Raw genomic sequence first — 15,955 nt, 5'->3', positions numbered from 1 at the left:
GGCGGGTTTGGTATTGGTCGCGGCGTAGGGATTGGCGTGGGTGGCTCCTTCGGCCCAGGTTTTGGCCAGCAGCCCGTTGAGGTAGAGCGGGTATCGCTGCTTGCCCGCGATGGCCATCTGCGCATTTCAAGGGACATTCGCCGCTTTGACCATCTTGGCGACCTGCGCGAATCCTACAGCGCCAGTAACGATGATTTCTGTGGCCGTTTCCAGGAAGCTTTCTCGTCATCCGTCACACCGCAGGGGGCATCATGACATCGTTCCGCCGCGCCTTATATCCAGCACTTACGCTATGCGCTGCGTTATGGTTGGCAGGCTGTGCCACCACGCAACCTCTTGAACCGCGCGAGCTGCGCTATAGCGCGCCAATGGAGCAAACCTTCCGCGAGGCGGTGGCACTGATGATGGAGCAGGGCTATGTGATACGCCACGCTGACTTGACCTTAGGGCGCGCCGAGGCAAGCCTGGCACGCTGGCCGGAGTATCGCATCCAACTACAAGTAAGCGATGCACAAGGAGGCAGCTTAGTGAGCGTGTCGGCGCTGCGCGGTAGCCAGCCGATACCGCCTTATGTGCTAGATCCCTGGCTCGTGGAGTTACAGCGCAAATTAGGAGAATTACCGTGATAAGAGCATGGCCACGGGTATCGGTTCGGCGCACCTGTCAGGCGTTGGTGGTGGGTAGCCTGTTGGCTAGCCATTTAGCTATGGCGCACCCCCATGGCTGGATCGATATGAGCGTGCGGGTCATCACCGATGATAACGGTGTGGCAACCGGGCTTCACCAAACATGGCGGATGGACCCTTTTTATAGTTTGGTCGTGTTTGAGGAGTTGCAGCAGGTACCGGGCGGCAGCATGGAAGAGGGGCTTGACCAGCTCGGAGGAGAAATTCGCGATAATCTGGCGGCCCAACACTACTTTACCGAAGTGCGCATCGGCAGCGAAAAACAGTCCTTTGGTGATGTGACCGAGTACACCGCACTGGAGCGGGACGGCCGTTTAACCTTTATGTTTATTTTACCGCTGACCTCACCCCAGCCTTTGAGCGGTCAGGTGCTGGAGTATCAAGTCTTCGACCCCACGTACTACATCGAGATGGTACACGAGGAGGAGGGCGACGAGCCCTCTCCTCAGGCGCTGATTCTCAACGGCGAACCTGAGTGCGCGCTCAGCGTACTGTCCGCCGACCCAGACCCAGAGCTGGTTATGCAGGCGGCGCTGCTGGATACGGACGAAGAGGGTGAGCCAGGGCTAGGTCGCCACTTTGCGGAAACGGGGCGGGTCGATTGCCGCTAGCGGCCAGCTAGGGCGTTCATGTATAAAGTGTTACTTTATATCTTTTGTGCGGAGGGGGAATGCTGTTAACGGGACGACAGTTGGCCACCGGTGCCCTGGTGCTATTAGGCGTGGCGCTGCTGGTGTGGGCGGTACAGGCGAACTTACAGGGTGCCAGCCTGCAGCTACTTACGTGGCAGCGCGAGTTACACCGTAGCCTGACCCTGGCGATTACCGAGTTGTCACGCACGCCCTCCACCGGCACGTGGCTAACGCTGCTTGGCGTGAGCTTCGCCTACGGCGTGTTTCATGCCGCTGGGCCGGGGCACGGTAAAGCAGTATTGGCCACCTATTTGGCGTCTCATGGCGGTGCGACTCGCCGGGCGCTGGGGCTCTCGTTTGCCGCATCGCTGCTGCAGGGCGTAACGGCCATTGCGATGGTGGCGGTATTGGTACACGGGCTAGGCTGGGTGACGCGTCAAGCCATGGGCAGCGTGGTATGGGTGGAGCAGGCCAGCTTTCTGCTGGTAGCGCTATTAGGGGCTTGGCTCTGCTGGCGGGCGGTGAAGCAGCTGCGCCACGCCTACGCGGCTCGCAATAAGCCCGTGGTAGAGCACACGCATGCTCATGACCACAGCCACGACCATACCCACTGCTGTGGCGGTGCCCATCACCTTGAACCCGAGCAGGCGTTGGATTGGCGTACGGCCTTGATGACCGTCGGGGCGATTGGTATGCGCCCCTGCAGCGGAGCGATCTTGATGCTAGGTGCCGCGAGCCTTTTGGGCCAATTTTACGTGGGGGTCGCGTCGGTGGTGGCGATGTCGCTGGGCACGGGCATTACCGTGTCGATACTGGCCCTGGCGAGTATTGTAGCCCGAGGGTGGGCCACCAAGCGGCTTCAGAAGCAGAGCCAGCAGCGGGTCGAGAAAGCCGCGGGCTGGGCGGCGCTCACCGGTGGGGCAGTGATTGTTGCGCTGGGTATTTCCTTGGCGCTGGCCGGTGCGGCACAGCCTGCCAGCGGCCCGTTACTCAACGAGCCGCCCGCGCGTGGTTCGCTGCTGGGCGGTTAAGTCTAAAGTGCCAGCCCCTCAATTTGCGCTAGCAGCTGTTCCCGTCGCTCCCCCTGCTGGGCGAGCTCATAAGGCTTGGGAGTGCCGTTGCCCCACACCGGCGCGGGCCAGCTAGCGTCATCGGTATAGCGCACCACTAAATGGATATGTAGCTGGCTGACCACGTTGCCCAGCGTGGCGATATTGAGCTTGTCGCCCTGGAAGGCCTCTTTCATGGCAGCGCCCAGTTGAGTGGCCTCCTGCCAGAGCTGCGCTTGCTCCTCTTGACTGAGTTCAAACACTTCGCTGACCGATGCCACCTTGGGCACGAGCACGACCCAGGGATAACGGGCGTCATTCATCAACAGCGCTCGGCAGAGCGGAAGATCCGCTAAGGGTAGGGTATCTGCTTCTAAGCGTGGGTCGAGTTCAAAGGTTGCCAAGCGGAGTGCTCCTAAGCCAAACGGTTTGGCAAGCATCATAGCAGGCAGCGGATAACTCAGGGAAAACAGGCGAAATTATTAAAATCTGTTACGCTGAAAACACTCCCAGGCGGTAAGGCTGCCGCCGGAGCTTCCCGATGTTGAATGACTTGTTAAGGAGAACACGATGAAAAAACTACTGGCGACTAGCTTTATTCTGCTCATCACTGCGGGTGCTCTAGCGGGCTGCAACACCATTGCAGGGGCAGGACAAGACGTTGAAGAGGGCGGCCAAGCAGTACAGGACGCCGCGAGTTAAGGTTCGGTCTAACGGCTTGTTGTGCAATGTGCGGGCTAGGCAGCAATGCCTGGCCCGCACTGCTATCGAGACAGGGATTTGTGGAGGGAGGTAAACAATGACGCCAGGAAAGCTTTGGATGACCATCACTCAGCGCCATATAAAAGGTCTGGGCAGTGCGCTGGCCGTGATGCTGCTAGCCGGGTGTAGCAGCGCGCCCAATGAGCCTGCCGCGCCTAACCCGCCGACGGTTGATCAAACCGCGCCAACTAGCCAAGCATGCGATGCCAGCGCCGTGCAGTATGCCATTGGTGCGCCCTTTGATGAGGCCAACATGGCGACGCTCGAAGAGCAGAGCGGCGCCCGTCAGGTGCGTGTGCTGCGCCCCGGCAGCGCCGCGACCATGGACTACCGCGATGATCGGCTTAATATTCACTTGGAAAGCAACGACATGATCGAGGCGCTGCGCTGCGGCTAACGCAAAATCAGCCACACGCAGGCGGCGGTGAGTACGCCCATGGTGATGTTAAACCCGCGCCATGCTCGATCGCTTTTGATCCACTGCCCGATGGCGCTGCCAAACGCTGCCCACAGCGCAATGCAGGGCAGCGCCACTAGCTCCGCAAACCCGGCCAGTACTAAGGCATTGATGACCGGCTGGCCGCTTTCCGGTAGAAAACCCGCCATCAGCGCCAGCCCCATCACCCACGCTTTGGGGTTAGCGAACTGGAACATGGCCGCCTGCCAAAAGGTCAGCGGCACCCCGTGCTGGCTACCGTGTAAGTTGGGCGGCGGTGCGGTGGCGATTTTCCAGGCGAGGTAGAGCAAATAAGCACTCCCTACCCAGCGCAGCGTGGTTTGCACCACCGGGAAGCGTTCAAACAGTACGCCTAACCCCAGCGCAATGCCGGCAAACAGTAAAAAGCAGCCTCCTAAAATCCCCCACATATGTGGCATCGTACGTCGAAAGCCAAAGTTAGCCCCCGAGGCGGTAAGCATGATGTTATTGGGCCCAGGGGTGAGCGTCATCGACATCATATAGAGCGCGGCAGGGCCAAGGATTAGCCATTCACTATTCATTTTTGTACCCATACAATTGTGATGATTGAGTTGTTGGTGGGCGTTTTTGTTAGCATAATGTGGCTAATTTTCACGTCAAAGGTTTTATTGTCACCATGACAATTTGGGTGCCTACGCTTGAACACATAACCGGACCGCGCTATCGGGCGATTGCCCAGGCGATTGGTGATGCCATTACCAGCGGTGAATTAGCGCCAGATGACAAGCTGCCGCCTCAGCGACGATTGGCGGATGCGTTAGGCGTCACCGTGGGCACGGTCACCCGTGGCTATGCCGAAGCAGAGCATCGCGGCTGGGTGAGTGCCCGGGTAGGCAGCGGCACCTACGTGAAACAGCGCGGGCCAGCCCGTGTATTTGGCGGTCAGCCTGCCACGCAAGCCGGTGACGACACGATTGATTTAAGCCTCAGTCTACCGCCGCCCCACCCCCTGCGAGAGCAGGCGATGAGCACGGCACTGAGTGCGTTAAGCACCTCGGCGGATGCGCTCAGGCGCAGCGTGGCTTACTCAAGCTCCCAGGGCAGCGACTACCACCGCGCTTATCTCTCCCAGTGGCTCACGCAGTTAGGCATGACCCTGAGTGCTGACGAACTGCTGATTACTCAAGGCGGGCAGCACGGCATTAGCCTGGCGCTCGGCACACTTTTGCGCCCGGGGGAGCTGATCGCCGCGGATGCGCTGACGTACCCAGGGGCGATTAGCGCAGCCCAGCAGGCGCATCTCAAGGTGGTCGGCATTCCCTTTGATCAAGATGGGATGTGTATGGAGGCGTTGGAAGCACAGTGCGCTCGCCAGCCGCCCCGCTTGATTTACCTCACCCCCGATCAAAACAACCCCACCGGCCTCTGCCTGAGCGAAGCGCGCCGGGAGCAGCTCGTGGCGTTAGCAAGGCGCTACGATATATGGCTGCTGGAGGATGGCGTGCAGTACCTACCCGTTGAACAGCGCGGCACGCCGCTGTATCAGCTCGCGCCAGAGCGCACGCTGTTTGTGTTTAGCACGGCGAAAGTACTGGCAGGCGGGCTGCGTATGGGCGTGCTGCGCGCGCCGCCTGCGTTGTTGGAGCGGCTGGCGGCGGCATTGAGGGCTCAAAGTTGGATGGTGCCACCGCTCATGGTGGATTTGGTCTGCCACTGGGTGAGCCAGCCCACCGCACACGAGCTGCTGGCGTGGCAAACCCAGGAGCTGGCAGCGCGCCAGCAGATCGTGACGGACTATCTGGCGGGCTATTCGCTGAGCCGCCAGCCAAACGGCAGCAATGTATGGCTAACGCTACCCGATGGCGTGCGGGCGCTAGAGCTGTGCGAACGGCTCAGTCAGCAGGGCGTCAAAGTGACCAACGCGGAACCCTTCTGCGTGGGCAGCGCCCCCGCACCCCAGGCGGTGCGGATTTGCATCGGGGCCGCCGCCGACCAAACGGCGCTCAAGCGTGCGCTGGTGATCCTTCGAGCGAGCCTTGAGCAGCCGCCCCTGGCAACCGCAACGGTCTAGTTAGTCGTAGCGGTCTTTCCAGCCTTGGTGGCGTACCTGCTCTTTAAGCATTTCGAGTACGTCGTAAAGCACTTGCTCGGTCACTTTTGCGCTGGTGTCGTCGACGGTTAGCCAGCTGTCAAAGCCATTTTCAGCCGTGCGCTCCACGAGCTGGCGGAAGGCGGGGGAGTGCATGCCCTGGGCCATTTCATCTACCAACCGCTGGGCGACGCTGCTGATCGAGGCTTGCATCGCACTGGACGCGGTCTGCCCCATGGGTAAGCGGTGCAGCCGTCGAATTTCCGGGCTCTCCCGCAGCGTGCGGCTCACCAGATCATCGATGGCCGCCATAATGGCGGGGCGATTTTGCTGATAGGCTCGGCCTGCCGTGGCTTCCAAGCGCTCGGCAATTTCATGGATCAGCTGGGTTTTACGCGGCATGATCACCCGCTCAATGACGCGCTCGGTGAGCGAGTCGCTGGCCACGATCTGCTCCTGAACATTGCCCAGCAGGCGTAGCGCAATACGGTCAGAGAGTTCTTCCAGCAGAATATCGTAGTACTTAGCGAAGAACTGATAGATCGTCCAGTGGGTGACGTTAATCAAGCGCAGCCGATGCAAACGGTGCAGGAGCGCTATAACGCGAAACACGCGCAGCCAACGGAACCCGCTGAGCGGAATGCAGCCTAGTACGTCGTACCAGTGCACAAAGGGGTAAAAGAACCAGCGGTGATAGCGCCGCTCGGCAATTGCCACGGCCCAGCCCAGCAGCACATCGGCAATAAAGAAACTGACAAAGACCAAATCAATGGCAATAAATCGGCTGTGAATCGCCGTATCGTAAAAACGGTGAAAACCGGGCGCGATAGCGGCAATCGCTTGGTTGATCGGGCCAATCAGAAACAGCGAGTCAAACAGCAGCAGGCTAAGGTTAATAATAACGGCGGCGAGGATCAGCAGATCCCAGCCGATGTGCGCATACTCAACGGCCTTGGGCAGGTGGGGATAGCGCTGCCTGATGGGCATGATGACTCCTTGTCGTTGAAAGTAGAGCAGCGCTTAGCGCTGCTGGTGATGCTGCTGGGTCAGCTCCTCTTCACGCTCTGCCTGTTTGCGTAGCTTCTTGCGCAGCGCGGCTTTTTCGAAGCGCAGCTTCTGCAGCGGGGTCTCCAGCGCCAGGGGCGGCACCCGGGCAGGTTTGCCGTCGGCGTCCACGGCCACCATGGTGAGGTAACAGCTATTGGTATGGCGAATCAGCTTCTGGCGAATATCCTCGGCCACTACCTTAATGCCAATTTCCATGGAGGAGCGCCCCACGTGATTCACGCTGGCGAGAAACGTCACCAGCTCGCCTACATGGATCGGCTGTTTGAACAGTACCTGATCCACCGAGAGCGTTACCACGTAGTGGCCGGAGTAGCGGCTGGCGCAGGCGTAGGCGACTTCATCGAGCTTTTTAAGAATAGCACCGCCGTGCACTTTACCGCTGAAGTTCGCCATGTCCGGCGTCATCAAGACCGTCATGGAGAGCTCGTGCTGGCCCGGTAAGGCGCTGTGTTCAAGGCCCTGGTCTGGGGCATTGGGTACAGCAGAGGCGTCGGACATAAAGGTCACCTTACGATTAAAAATGCCCGCCCCCAGGCGATACCACAGGGACGGGCGTTGACGTCGTGCTTAGCTGCTTAGAACCACACTAAGCCCACGGAAATGATAATACCGGTAATGAACAGCTGGATCAGGCAGAAGCCCATGATGTCCTTAGCTTTCAAGCCGGCAATCGCCAGCACTGGCAGTGCCCAGAACGGCTGCAGCAGGTTAGTCCAGGCATCGCCCCAAGCCACCGCCATCGCCACGCGGGCAATATCGGCACCCAGCGCTTCTGCGGCAGGCAGCATGACCGGCGCCTGTACCGCCCACTGGCCACCACCGGAAGGCACAAACAGGTTCACGATACCGGCACTAATAAACGACCAGAACGGCAGCGAGTTAGCGGTTGCAAACGAGACCAGCCACTCCGACATGCTCTGGGCCAGGCCCGACTGCACCATGATCGCCATAATGCCCGCATAAAAGGGGAACTGAATCACGATACCCGCGCCGCCTTTAATGGCCTCGTTCAGGCTGATGAGCAGGTTACGGGGCGTGCGGTGCAACACAATGGCCAGGAACAGGAACATGAAGTTCACCACGTTCAAGTTCAAACCACCGTCGCGCAGCAGGAAGTGATCCAGCAGGAACAGTAGGCCCGGCACGCCCACCAGCAGCGCCAGCGGCATGCTGTTTTCAAGCTTTTCAGCAGGGCGAGTAATACGGCCCACGGGTTCTGGCTCGTCGTCGAGCAGTTTGGGATCGACGTACACGCTGTCTTTTTCATCGGGCAGCATCATACGGTTGACCAGCGGCACGGCGATAAAGAGACACACCACAATGGCCAAGTTGAAGAAGGCGAAAATAGTCGAGCCAGTGCCAATCACGCCGATCTGGTCCGCAGAGAAGTGGCCTTCGGTGGCAATCGTCAGCGGCACCGAGCCTGCCAAGCCTCCGTGCCACACCACGAAGCCCGAGTAGGCACTGGCCACCAGCAGGCGGTAATCAACCTTAATCACACGCGCCAGCTCTTTGGCGAACAGGGCACCGACCACCAAGCCAAAGCCCCAGTTGATCCAGCTAGCGGCTAAAGAGACCAGCGTGACGAGAATAATTGCGCCGCCGGGTGACTTCGCCGTACCGGCAATTTTTTGCAGAATGCGTTTTACCGGTGGTGAGCTTGCCAGCATAAAACCGGTGACCAGCACGAGCAGCATCTGCATCGAGAAGGTGAGTAGCCCCCAGAAACCGTCGCCCCACATACGCAGCACGGCCAAGGGCGTTTGACGCTCCACTGCAATGGCGGCCACAGCGGCAATCAGGGTCAACAATAGAACGAAGATATACGGGTCTGGTAAATAACGCTCGACCAGCTTAACTGCTGGTTTTGATATGAGTTTTAGCATGGAGTGCTCACTTTATTCGTTATTAGGAAGTGCGCGGCTAATATACGGCGGTGCGGCACAATTTTCACCCCTCAACGGCCAATGCGCAGAGTGCTTAGCTTCTACACATAACGTTACGTTAGCGCAGTTTGCTAGCCCTGCCCGTTGTGGCGTTCAACGCTGCTGATCAAAGGTGAGAAACGCTGGAAGACGCACGCCAGCGGGTAAGCCGGTAGCGGCGGTAGTAGCCAATCAGCACGGCCGAGCGGGTAAGGGTGAAGAGCGTAAACGCCAGCCAGAGGCCGTGATTGCCCAGCCCCTGGCAGAACCACCAAGTAGGCAGGTAGACCGCGAGGCCCGCAAAAATGCTGTTGCGCATCTCGCGTACCGCCGTGGTGCCGATAAACACGCCGTCAAGCAGGTAGCTCCAGACGGCAATCAGCGGCATGACCACCATCCACGGCAAATAGCTGGCGGCGGTGGCGCGCACGTCGCTCAATCCGGTCAGCATTGCGATCAGTTGATTACCACCCAGGGCAAAAAGCAGCGCCGCCGCAGCGGATGTCCAGAAAGAAAACTGTGCCGTGGCCCGCACCGTGGCGGCAAACTCTCGCCAATCGCGACGCCCGTAAGCGCGCCCTACTAGCGACTCAGCCGCGTGGGCAAAGCCATCCAGCGCGTAGCTGGTCAGCATAATAAATTGCAGCAGCACGGCATTGGCGGCGAGCACGGTATCGCCCTGACGGGCGCCTTGCGCTGTAAAAAACGCCATGGCAAACAGTAGTCCAAGCGTTCGCACAAACAGGTTCGCATTAACACTAAATAGCGCCGAATAGGCCTGCAGTGCCAATAGGCGCTGGCGTTGAAAGTGGCCTTCAAGATGCCCCAGCTGGCGCAGCACCAAGTAGCCACCGAACAGCAGCGCGCTGTAGTCAGCGAGCACGCTAGCCAGCGCTACGCCGTTACTGGTCATCCCCAGGCCCACCACAAACCATAGGTCAAGCACGATATTGACGCTGTTGGTCAGTACTAGAATCATCAGCGTGACGCGGGAGTTCTGCTGCCCTAAAAACCACCCCAAAATGGCGTAGTTGGCCAGTACGGCAGGGGCAGACCAGAGGCGAATCTCGGCATACTCGCGGGCCAGCGGCGTGGCCTGTACGCTGCCATCTAGTAGCCACAGGCCAAGCGAGATGAGCGGTGTGCCAAACACGATTAATAGTGTGCCGATGACACCTGCCATGATCAGCGACTGGCCTAGCAAGTTGCGCACGTCACTAGGCGACTCGCGCCCTATCGCCTGGGCCACCAGCCCTGTGGTGCCCATGCGCAAAAAGCCAAAGCCCCAATAAAGGAAGCTAAATAGGGTGGCACCGAGGGTAACGCCGGCTAAATAGCGGGAGTCGGGTAGATGCCCGACCACAGCGGTATCTACCAGGCCCAGCAAGGGCACGGTGATATTTGACAAAATGATGGGCCAAGCGAGGGTCCAAATACGCATTCAGAGTGACCTTCGCTCGCAGACGTTCAGGCACATCTTAAGTGGGAAAGTTAAGCGGCAGTAATGATGCGGTACTTCTCCATCAACTGCTCTTGGGTCTCGGGGCGCTCTGGGTCGAGGGGAATACAGTCCACCGGGCACACCTGCTGGCACTGAGGTTCGTCGAAGTGGCCGACGCACTCGGTGCACAGGTTGGGGTTGATCACGTAAATCTCCTCACCGGGAGAGATCGCGTCGTTGGGGCATTCCGGTTCGCAGACGTCGCAGTTAATGCATTCGTCGGTGATCATCAGGGCCATGGGTATACCTCACGAATGGCGTGTCACTCGGGTTTTAGATACCCGAGTGTTTTACTCAACAATATCGATAGCTAGGTAGTGTAGTGCTTACGCAGCGCCTCTGCGACCTGCGGGTGCACCAGCGGGGAAATATCGCCACCCAGCTTGGCAATTTCCCGCACGATGGTCGAGGAGATATAAGAGTTTTCCACTGCCGGGGTAAGAAACACGCTTTCAAGCTCAGGATTTTGAGCGCGGTTCATATTGGCCAGCTGCAGCTCGTACTCAAAATCTGAGACCGCGCGCAGGCCGCGCAGAATAATCGTCGCGCCCTGTTCGTGCATCATGGTAGTGAGCAGCGTCGAGAAGCCAATCACGCTGACATTCGGCAGCGATGCGCACACCGATTGGGCCAGCGCAATTCGAGTATCCAAATCCAGGCTCGGGTGTTTGCCGGGGCTGGCCGCCACGGCAATCACCACTTTGTCGAACATCCGCGCGCCGCGCTCAATCAGGTCGAAGTGGCCGTTGGTGATCGGGTCGAACGTGCCAGGATAGACAGCGATATTCTCGCGATGCGCGCTCATGACGGCGTCTCCTCATCCAGTGAACCAAACGGATTATCGGCGACCAGCGAAACCGCGTGGTCATAGCCGGGAATGTGGATACGGTCTGCGTGAACCTCAAGCTCCGGGCCTTCCAGCACCGCTTCGCCAAACTGGTACCGGGGGGCGTAGCGCCCGCGATCGGCCTCGGCGAGATAGGCAGCGGCGTTAACGCGTACCGCTTCGCGGCGACCTTTCCACGCTTCTATCGCGGCGCTGCCGTGGCGCTTGGTGAGTAGACGCTCGGTCACCTCTGGCGAGAGCACCACGCCGGTGGCGTTATTACCGCCAAAGCCTTTGGCGTTGATAAAGGCAGCATCGGCGGTAAATGCTTGAGGCGTCGTGAAAAAGCGCAGCCGCTCGGCGTAGACGTCATCGGCCACCGCATCCAGCGTGGGGATACCCGGCAGCAAACCATGGGCGAAGCTGCCCAGGGCGCTGGCCAGCTGATCACCTGCCGCTGACCCTTGGGAGTGGCCGATGAACGCTTTAATAGCCACCACCGGCCACTGCTTGATGCCGTTAGCGCGGGCGATTTCATCGAATACGTGGGATTCGGTGGTGCGGTTTTTCGGCGTGCTGGTGCCGTGGGCATGAAGGAAGGTGCGCTCTTTCAGCGCGGTCTCTCCCAGCATGTCTTTGACCAGCGCGGCGGCTTTACCCAGGGTGATGTAGTTGCCGATGCCCGGCGCGGAGATAGAGCGCTTGTAGCCATCGGCGTTAACGAACACCTCTGGCACCGACCCTAAGATGTCAGCTCCTAGCTCCAGCGCCAAGCTGTCATCCATCAACAGCACAAATTGACTGGCTTCAGCCATGGTAAAGCCGCAGTTGCGAGCGAAGGGGCGGCAGGCGCGTTGGTAGTCAGCGTCGGTGAGCAGCTCCAGCGCATCAAGGGTTTTCAGGCTGGCATCGTCTGCCAGCGCGCCCATGGCGCGAAAGCCTTCAATAATCTCTGGCGTGATCGGCGCATCGGCGGTGCCCACCATCACCACCCGGCGACGGCCAGCGCGGATATCGTCAATGCCCAGGCGCAGGTTGTAGAGGAAGCTGGCGCAGGCGCCTAGCGCTGCGCCGGTGCCGCCTACGCTGCCGAGTACGTAGGCATTGAGGAAGTCAGCGGGCATCTGTCCATAGCCCAGCGGCATCTGCTTGGAGGTGGCGCGCTGGCCGGTCACCAAGCTTTTCAATAAGCCACCCCAGCCCTGGTCATCGAGCTGGCCAATCGAGTTGCCCGCGTACACAGCGATATGGTCGGGGTTGAGCTGCTGGCGCAGGGTTTCCCAAGAGAGGCCGCTGGCGCCCAAGCAGTCGCTGGCGCCAAACACCGCCATGGAGAGCCCGCGAGGATGGTGCACGCTGCGGTAAAGGCTGGCTGGGTCAAAGCCGCTCGGCAGTTGCGCGGCAGCCCGCACTTTAGGCTCTTGGGCGTCCGGTAGCAGCACGTCGAAGATGCCCGCAGGAATAGTCACCTCGACTTCACGGGCATCGATTTCGCGCACCTGCCACCCATCGGGCAACTGGTCGGGTAGCTGGCGGCGGCGCAGTGTCACGCGCAGCGGCTCTGCCAGCGCCAGATCGGCTCGTCGGTTTGCCGGCAGGCCAGGGGCGAGAAAGCGCGGGTCTTCATTGCGGCGAATCAGCGTGTGGTTAAGCACCTGATCGCGCAGCATTTGGGCAGGGGCGTCAATGGGCTGCCCTGCGCTGTCGTGCCATCCGTTGTCGGAGTGCTCGGCAAGGCGCATAAGCGCTGCCAAGCTTTCCACGGTTTGGCGCTGCTGGTCAGCAGGAAGAGCATCAAGCACGGTGCGGCGGAAGGCCTGATGGCCCGAGGTTCTGCCGGCGGGATTGATGCCGCCCATGCCGACAATCACCGGTAAGTGTGACAAGCCGGGTTCCTCGTGGTGCGGTGGTTTTTAATAACGGTTATTGTCAGACCGTGTCGAAAACCTTAACCGATCTGAGCTTAATAGTGAGCTTACAAAAAGGCTCGGGCGTGATCATAGCACCGGGCGTGCAACGGCGTCATGCCGAGTGCGCGGGAGACTGATAGAATCACGCTTTTTTTAACCCAGGGGATGGGATGGCATGCAGCACACCTCACGGCCAGTGATTTCCAATCAGCCAGGTCCGCATCACGATGTGGCGCGCCGAGTAGCGCGCGCGTTAGCGCATCCGCTGCGCAAACCCATTGCTGACCACACGCGCCGAGCGTTTGAGCAGGCCGATGCGTGGCGCCAGCAGCACTCTGCACCGTTGATTCTCGACGCAGGTTGCGGGGTAGGGCTATCGACCCGGCGGATAGCCATACAGTTCCCCCACCACAGCGTGATTGGCGTTGACCGAAGTGAGGATCGTCTGGGCCGGGAGCACGGTGAGCTGCCGGAAAACGCCCTGCTGGTGCGTGCCGATCTGGTCGATTTCTGGCGACTGGCCCTGGAAGCAGGCTGGAAGCCCGAGCGCCACTACCTGCTGTATCCCAACCCTTATCCTAAATCAGCACACTTGAAAATGCGCTGGCATGGCCATCCGGTTTTCCCCACACTGTTAGCCCTGGGCGGACAGCTGGAGCTGCGTTCGAACTGGCAGCTCTATGTGGAAGAGTTTGCCCAGGCCGTGGCGGTCGTCACCGGCCAAGTGGCAAGCGTTGCCCCGCTGCACCCTAACGGTGACTATCTCACCCCGTTTGAAGCCAAATATGACCAAAGTGGCCAAACACTTTGGCGTTTGTGCATCGACCTGGAGCGCCCATGACGTTTGTTTATTTGATTCTCGCGATTGTGGCAGAGGTGATTGCCACCAGTGCGTTAAAAGCCTCTGTGGGTTTTACTCGGCCACTGCCGAGCCTGCTGGTCGTTGGAGGCTACGGGGTGGCGTTCTATTTATTGAGCCTGGTACTACGTACGCTGCCGGTAGGGATTACCTACGCCATTTGGGCGGGCTTAGGTATTGTCTTGGTCACCCTGGTCGGGATTGTCGTCTTTGGTGAAAAGCCCGACCTGCCTGCGGTGTTTGGCATCAGCCTGATTGTGGCCGGGGTGGTCACTCTGCAGGTCTTCTCTAAAATGAATGTGCATTGAGGTAGTGGAACGTGACGTGTTTTCTTAACTTACCTGGGCGATGGCTGCGCGGCAGCGTGGTAGCGGGCGTGGCGACCGCTGCGCTATGTGTCAGTTCAATGCTCTGGGCAGATTTTACCCGGTTGAGCCAGCTAGAGGCCAAAGGGTTTTCGGTGAGCGCCGAGGCGCGCTTGCTGGATGCGGATAGCGGCAGCAACCCGCTGCTGGGCAGACTTAATCCAGAGCGTCAGCTCTCACCCGCCTCGGTGACAAAAGCCTATATGTCGGCCGCGCTGCTTAATCGTTTCGGCCCCCAGCATCGCTTCACTAGCCAGTTAGTGAGTACCGGCCAAGTGGATAACGGCGTGCTACGCGGTGATTTGGTCTTTGAAGGTGGTGGTGACCCTGGCCTGACGACGGAAGATCTTTGGCGGCTCGTCCAGCGGCTGCAGCTCGCTGGGGTCAAGCGGGTAGAGGGAGCGCTGGTGGTCAGCCAGTGGCGCTTTGGCCCGGTGGAGTGCATTACCACTGACCGCTGCAATGCACGTACGCGCGTTGCCAATGCCTATAGTGCGCCGTTAACCTCCGCTGGGGTTAACTTCGGCACTTGGTGTGTCAACGTCGCACCTGCGGCAACCCCCGGCGAGCCTGCGCGGGTAGGGCTATGTGATAGCCAGGCGCCGCTGGTGGCTATTGATAATCAGGTGGTCACACGCCCGGCGAATAGCGGTACGGAAATCAGTGCCGAGCGAATTACTGACGAGCGGGGCGATGTCATACGCCTGACGGGGCAAATTTCCACCAACGCTATCGCTCGGGATGTTTACCGTGGCGCAGGTGACGCCGCTGAAAAAACCGCTCAGGTAATGCTCAGCATGCTCAATCAGGCGGGCGTTAGCGTGCGTGACCCGTGGCGGGTAAGCTCAACCCAGCCGCCAAGCAGCGCCCAGCGCCTTGCCGCAGTGGATAGCCAGCCGCTCCAGGAGCTGATACTGCGCACCATGAACTACTCCAATAACTATATGGCCGACGTGCTGGCGCTGAACTTGGTGGAAACACCCCAAGCGCAGCTGCGTCAGGCAGGGCAGGCCATTGAAACCTATGTGCAGAGCTTGCCTGGGCACGGCCCGGTCACACTGCACAGCGGCAGCGGTTTAACCACCGATAACCGCACCTCGGCGCACGGTGTCAACGTAATGCTGGAGGACATGTTCCGCCAAAGCGCGCTGTTCCCAAGCTTCGTGGCCTCTTTCCAGTCGCCCGCCAACGGCGTGATGCGCTTTATCCGTCGTGGCTCACCTACCTTTCAAAATAACGTCATGCTGAAAACCGGCACGCTCAACCAGCCGTTTGCCGTACGTGCCGCGGCGGGCTATTTCCGCACGGCCCAAGGGCGCTGGGGGGTGTTTAGCGTGTTAGTGAACGGTAGCGGCAGTACGCCCTATCTCAGCTGGCCCGAGGTGCTTGACCCACTGTCGTTAGATCTAGATGCAATGATTTTAGCTAATTAATTAAACGCTTAGGTGAGGCAACGGGCATGAAGCCACGTCACACGGGGTTAACCCATTTACTGCACTCCACGCGCTACTCTTGGAAAGGCCTGAAGGCGGCGTTTCGTAATGAGTCTGCCTTTCGTCAGGAGTTGGCGATTACCGCCGTGCTGCTGCCGTTTGCCTGGTGGATCGGCGAAGGCCCATTAAGCTGGCTGCTGCTGGTCGGCAGCTTGTTTTTAGTGTTGATCGTCGAGCTATTGAACAGCGCGATTGAGAACGTGGTCGACCGTATTGGCACCGAACACCACGAGCTATCTGGGCGTGCAAAGGACATTGGCTCAGCGGCAGTGATGCTGTCGCTGATGATGGCGGGCCTGACCTGGGGGCTGTTAGGCTGGGAAAAATGGATGGGCTAGTTCGCCCGCTGCTCCTTCAATAACCATAACAGGC

Annotated in this window: 19 protein-coding genes and 1 pseudogene; 11 read left to right on the top strand and 9 right to left on the bottom strand. The window is 59.6% G+C overall.

The window, feature by feature from the left end:
* The 4 genes and pseudogenes from BIS10_RS02590 to BIS10_RS02575 all read left to right on the top strand — a co-directional run.
* Positions 1 to 255: pseudogene (locus BIS10_RS02590) on the top strand (hypothetical protein); the annotation flags it as partial.
* A complete protein-coding gene (locus BIS10_RS02585) occupies positions 252 to 626 on the top strand; it encodes a hypothetical protein (RefSeq protein ID WP_253502101.1) in 375 nt (124 codons plus the stop codon). The pseudogene BIS10_RS02590 and the gene BIS10_RS02585, both read left to right, overlap by 4 nt.
* A 44-nt stretch (positions 627 to 670) precedes the next feature.
* The gene (locus BIS10_RS02580; protein ID WP_301281940.1) at positions 671 to 1,297 is read left to right on the top strand and encodes a DUF1007 family protein; all 627 of its coding nucleotides are present in this window, start codon (positions 671 to 673) and stop codon (positions 1,295 to 1,297) included.
* A 59-nt stretch (positions 1,298 to 1,356) separates the two neighbouring features.
* The gene (locus BIS10_RS02575) at positions 1,357 to 2,349 is read left to right on the top strand and encodes a nickel/cobalt transporter (RefSeq protein WP_253502098.1); all 993 of its coding nucleotides are present in this window, start codon (positions 1,357 to 1,359) and stop codon (positions 2,347 to 2,349) included.
* A 2-nt stretch (positions 2,350 to 2,351) separates the two neighbouring features.
* On the opposite strand, the gene BIS10_RS02570 is transcribed toward BIS10_RS02575, so the two are convergent.
* Positions 2,352 to 2,771 (bottom strand): HIT domain-containing protein, encoded by a 420-nt coding sequence (locus BIS10_RS02570; protein ID WP_083024357.1) that lies wholly within the window; start codon positions 2,769 to 2,771, stop codon positions 2,352 to 2,354.
* A gap of 166 nt (positions 2,772 to 2,937) precedes the next feature.
* Here BIS10_RS02570 and BIS10_RS02565 point away from each other — a divergent pair, with 166 nt between their 5' ends.
* Together BIS10_RS02565 and BIS10_RS02560 are read left to right on the top strand one after the other, a co-directional pair.
* Positions 2,938 to 3,069 (top strand): entericidin A/B family lipoprotein, encoded by a 132-nt coding sequence (locus tag BIS10_RS02565; RefSeq protein WP_044630151.1) that lies wholly within the window; start codon positions 2,938 to 2,940, stop codon positions 3,067 to 3,069.
* A gap of 97 nt (positions 3,070 to 3,166) precedes the next feature.
* The gene (locus BIS10_RS02560) at positions 3,167 to 3,526 is read left to right on the top strand and encodes an I78 family peptidase inhibitor (protein ID WP_253502095.1); all 360 of its coding nucleotides are present in this window, start codon (positions 3,167 to 3,169) and stop codon (positions 3,524 to 3,526) included.
* Here the strand turns inward: BIS10_RS02560 and BIS10_RS02555 are convergent.
* The gene (locus BIS10_RS02555; protein ID WP_253502092.1) at positions 3,523 to 4,128 is read right to left on the bottom strand and encodes a LysE family translocator; all 606 of its coding nucleotides are present in this window, start codon (positions 4,126 to 4,128) and stop codon (positions 3,523 to 3,525) included. The genes BIS10_RS02560 and BIS10_RS02555 overlap by 4 nt on opposite strands.
* Positions 4,129 to 4,223: 95 nt before the next feature.
* Between BIS10_RS02555 and BIS10_RS02550 the strand changes: the two genes are divergently transcribed.
* Positions 4,224 to 5,618 (top strand): PLP-dependent aminotransferase family protein, encoded by a 1,395-nt coding sequence (locus tag BIS10_RS02550; protein ID WP_083024393.1) that lies wholly within the window; start codon positions 4,224 to 4,226, stop codon positions 5,616 to 5,618.
* Here BIS10_RS02550 and BIS10_RS02545 read toward each other — a convergent pair whose 3' ends face one another.
* The 7 genes from BIS10_RS02545 to BIS10_RS02515 form a co-directional block, all read right to left on the bottom strand.
* Positions 5,619 to 6,623 carry a hypothetical protein gene (locus BIS10_RS02545; protein WP_083024354.1) on the bottom strand — a complete coding sequence of 335 codons (1,005 nt, stop codon included), beginning with the start codon at positions 6,621 to 6,623 and terminating at the stop codon, positions 5,619 to 5,621.
* Between the two features lie 33 nt (positions 6,624 to 6,656).
* Positions 6,657 to 7,202, bottom strand: coding sequence for an acyl-CoA thioesterase (locus tag BIS10_RS02540; protein ID WP_083024352.1), 546 nt, complete (start codon positions 7,200 to 7,202; stop codon positions 6,657 to 6,659).
* 77 nt (positions 7,203 to 7,279) lie between these two features.
* The gene (locus tag BIS10_RS02535) at positions 7,280 to 8,590 is read right to left on the bottom strand and encodes a short-chain fatty acid transporter (protein ID WP_253502089.1); all 1,311 of its coding nucleotides are present in this window, start codon (positions 8,588 to 8,590) and stop codon (positions 7,280 to 7,282) included.
* A 166-nt stretch (positions 8,591 to 8,756) separates the two neighbouring features.
* Positions 8,757 to 10,070, bottom strand: a complete 1,314-nt coding sequence (locus BIS10_RS02530; RefSeq protein WP_253502087.1) for an MATE family efflux transporter — start codon at positions 10,068 to 10,070, stop codon at positions 8,757 to 8,759.
* A gap of 50 nt (positions 10,071 to 10,120) precedes the next feature.
* Complete coding sequence (locus tag BIS10_RS02525; RefSeq protein ID WP_039182874.1) at positions 10,121 to 10,369, bottom strand: YfhL family 4Fe-4S dicluster ferredoxin; 249 nt, start codon at positions 10,367 to 10,369, stop codon at positions 10,121 to 10,123.
* Positions 10,370 to 10,440: 71 nt separating this feature from the next.
* Positions 10,441 to 10,935, bottom strand: coding sequence for a pantetheine-phosphate adenylyltransferase (coaD, locus tag BIS10_RS02520; protein WP_083024348.1), 495 nt, complete (start codon positions 10,933 to 10,935; stop codon positions 10,441 to 10,443).
* Positions 10,932 to 12,815, bottom strand: coding sequence for a beta-ketoacyl synthase (locus BIS10_RS02515; RefSeq protein WP_253502110.1), 1,884 nt, complete (start codon positions 12,813 to 12,815; stop codon positions 10,932 to 10,934). Before BIS10_RS02515 ends, coaD begins: the two co-directional genes overlap by 4 nt.
* A 226-nt stretch (positions 12,816 to 13,041) precedes the next feature.
* Between BIS10_RS02515 and BIS10_RS02510 the strand changes: the two genes are divergently transcribed.
* From BIS10_RS02510 to BIS10_RS02495, 4 genes are all read left to right on the top strand, one after another.
* Positions 13,042 to 13,707, top strand: coding sequence for a tRNA (guanosine(46)-N(7))-methyltransferase TrmB (locus tag BIS10_RS02510; protein WP_083024346.1), 666 nt, complete (start codon positions 13,042 to 13,044; stop codon positions 13,705 to 13,707).
* Complete coding sequence (locus BIS10_RS02505; protein ID WP_062375183.1) at positions 13,704 to 14,033, top strand: multidrug efflux SMR transporter; 330 nt, start codon at positions 13,704 to 13,706, stop codon at positions 14,031 to 14,033. Before BIS10_RS02510 ends, BIS10_RS02505 begins: the two co-directional genes overlap by 4 nt.
* Positions 14,034 to 14,131: 98 nt before the next feature.
* Entirely contained in the window at positions 14,132 to 15,523 is a 1,392-nt protein-coding gene (gene dacB / locus BIS10_RS02500) for a D-alanyl-D-alanine carboxypeptidase/D-alanyl-D-alanine-endopeptidase (RefSeq protein ID WP_253502107.1), read from the top strand.
* A 26-nt stretch (positions 15,524 to 15,549) separates the two neighbouring features.
* Positions 15,550 to 15,921 (top strand): diacylglycerol kinase, encoded by a 372-nt coding sequence (locus tag BIS10_RS02495; RefSeq protein ID WP_054641555.1) that lies wholly within the window; start codon positions 15,550 to 15,552, stop codon positions 15,919 to 15,921.
* The last annotated feature ends 34 nt before the right edge of the window (positions 15,922 to 15,955 follow it).

The organism is Halomonas sp. 707B3, from assembly GCF_024158645.1.
Taxonomy (GTDB): domain Bacteria; phylum Pseudomonadota; class Gammaproteobacteria; order Pseudomonadales; family Halomonadaceae; genus Vreelandella; species Vreelandella lionensis.
Note: the sequence above shows the minus strand (reverse complement) of the source record. Positions and strands in the feature narration are given on the sequence as shown.

Coding starts and splice junctions, on each gene's coding strand:
- BIS10_RS02540 (WP_083024352.1), bottom strand. CDS start 7,202: ATGTCCGACGCCTCTGCTGTACCCAATGCCCCAGACCAGGGCCTTGAA.
- BIS10_RS02550 (WP_083024393.1), top strand. CDS start 4,224: ATGACAATTTGGGTGCCTACGCTTGAACACATAACCGGACCGCGCTAT.
- BIS10_RS02505 (WP_062375183.1), top strand. CDS start 13,704: ATGACGTTTGTTTATTTGATTCTCGCGATTGTGGCAGAGGTGATTGCC.
- BIS10_RS02545 (WP_083024354.1), bottom strand. CDS start 6,623: ATGCCCATCAGGCAGCGCTATCCCCACCTGCCCAAGGCCGTTGAGTAT.
- coaD (WP_083024348.1), bottom strand. CDS start 10,935: ATGAGCGCGCATCGCGAGAATATCGCTGTCTATCCTGGCACGTTCGAC.
- BIS10_RS02560 (WP_253502095.1), top strand. CDS start 3,167: ATGACGCCAGGAAAGCTTTGGATGACCATCACTCAGCGCCATATAAAA.
- BIS10_RS02495 (WP_054641555.1), top strand. CDS start 15,550: ATGAAGCCACGTCACACGGGGTTAACCCATTTACTGCACTCCACGCGC.
- BIS10_RS02530 (WP_253502087.1), bottom strand. CDS start 10,070: ATGCGTATTTGGACCCTCGCTTGGCCCATCATTTTGTCAAATATCACC.
- BIS10_RS02510 (WP_083024346.1), top strand. CDS start 13,042: ATGCAGCACACCTCACGGCCAGTGATTTCCAATCAGCCAGGTCCGCAT.
- dacB (WP_253502107.1), top strand. CDS start 14,132: ATGCTCTGGGCAGATTTTACCCGGTTGAGCCAGCTAGAGGCCAAAGGG.
- BIS10_RS02555 (WP_253502092.1), bottom strand. CDS start 4,128: ATGAATAGTGAATGGCTAATCCTTGGCCCTGCCGCGCTCTATATGATG.
- BIS10_RS02585 (WP_253502101.1), top strand. CDS start 252: ATGACATCGTTCCGCCGCGCCTTATATCCAGCACTTACGCTATGCGCT.
- BIS10_RS02515 (WP_253502110.1), bottom strand. CDS start 12,815: ATGGGCGGCATCAATCCCGCCGGCAGAACCTCGGGCCATCAGGCCTTC.
- BIS10_RS02565 (WP_044630151.1), top strand. CDS start 2,938: ATGAAAAAACTACTGGCGACTAGCTTTATTCTGCTCATCACTGCGGGT.
- BIS10_RS02535 (WP_253502089.1), bottom strand. CDS start 8,590: ATGCTAAAACTCATATCAAAACCAGCAGTTAAGCTGGTCGAGCGTTAT.
- BIS10_RS02525 (WP_039182874.1), bottom strand. CDS start 10,369: ATGGCCCTGATGATCACCGACGAATGCATTAACTGCGACGTCTGCGAA.
- BIS10_RS02575 (WP_253502098.1), top strand. CDS start 1,357: ATGCTGTTAACGGGACGACAGTTGGCCACCGGTGCCCTGGTGCTATTA.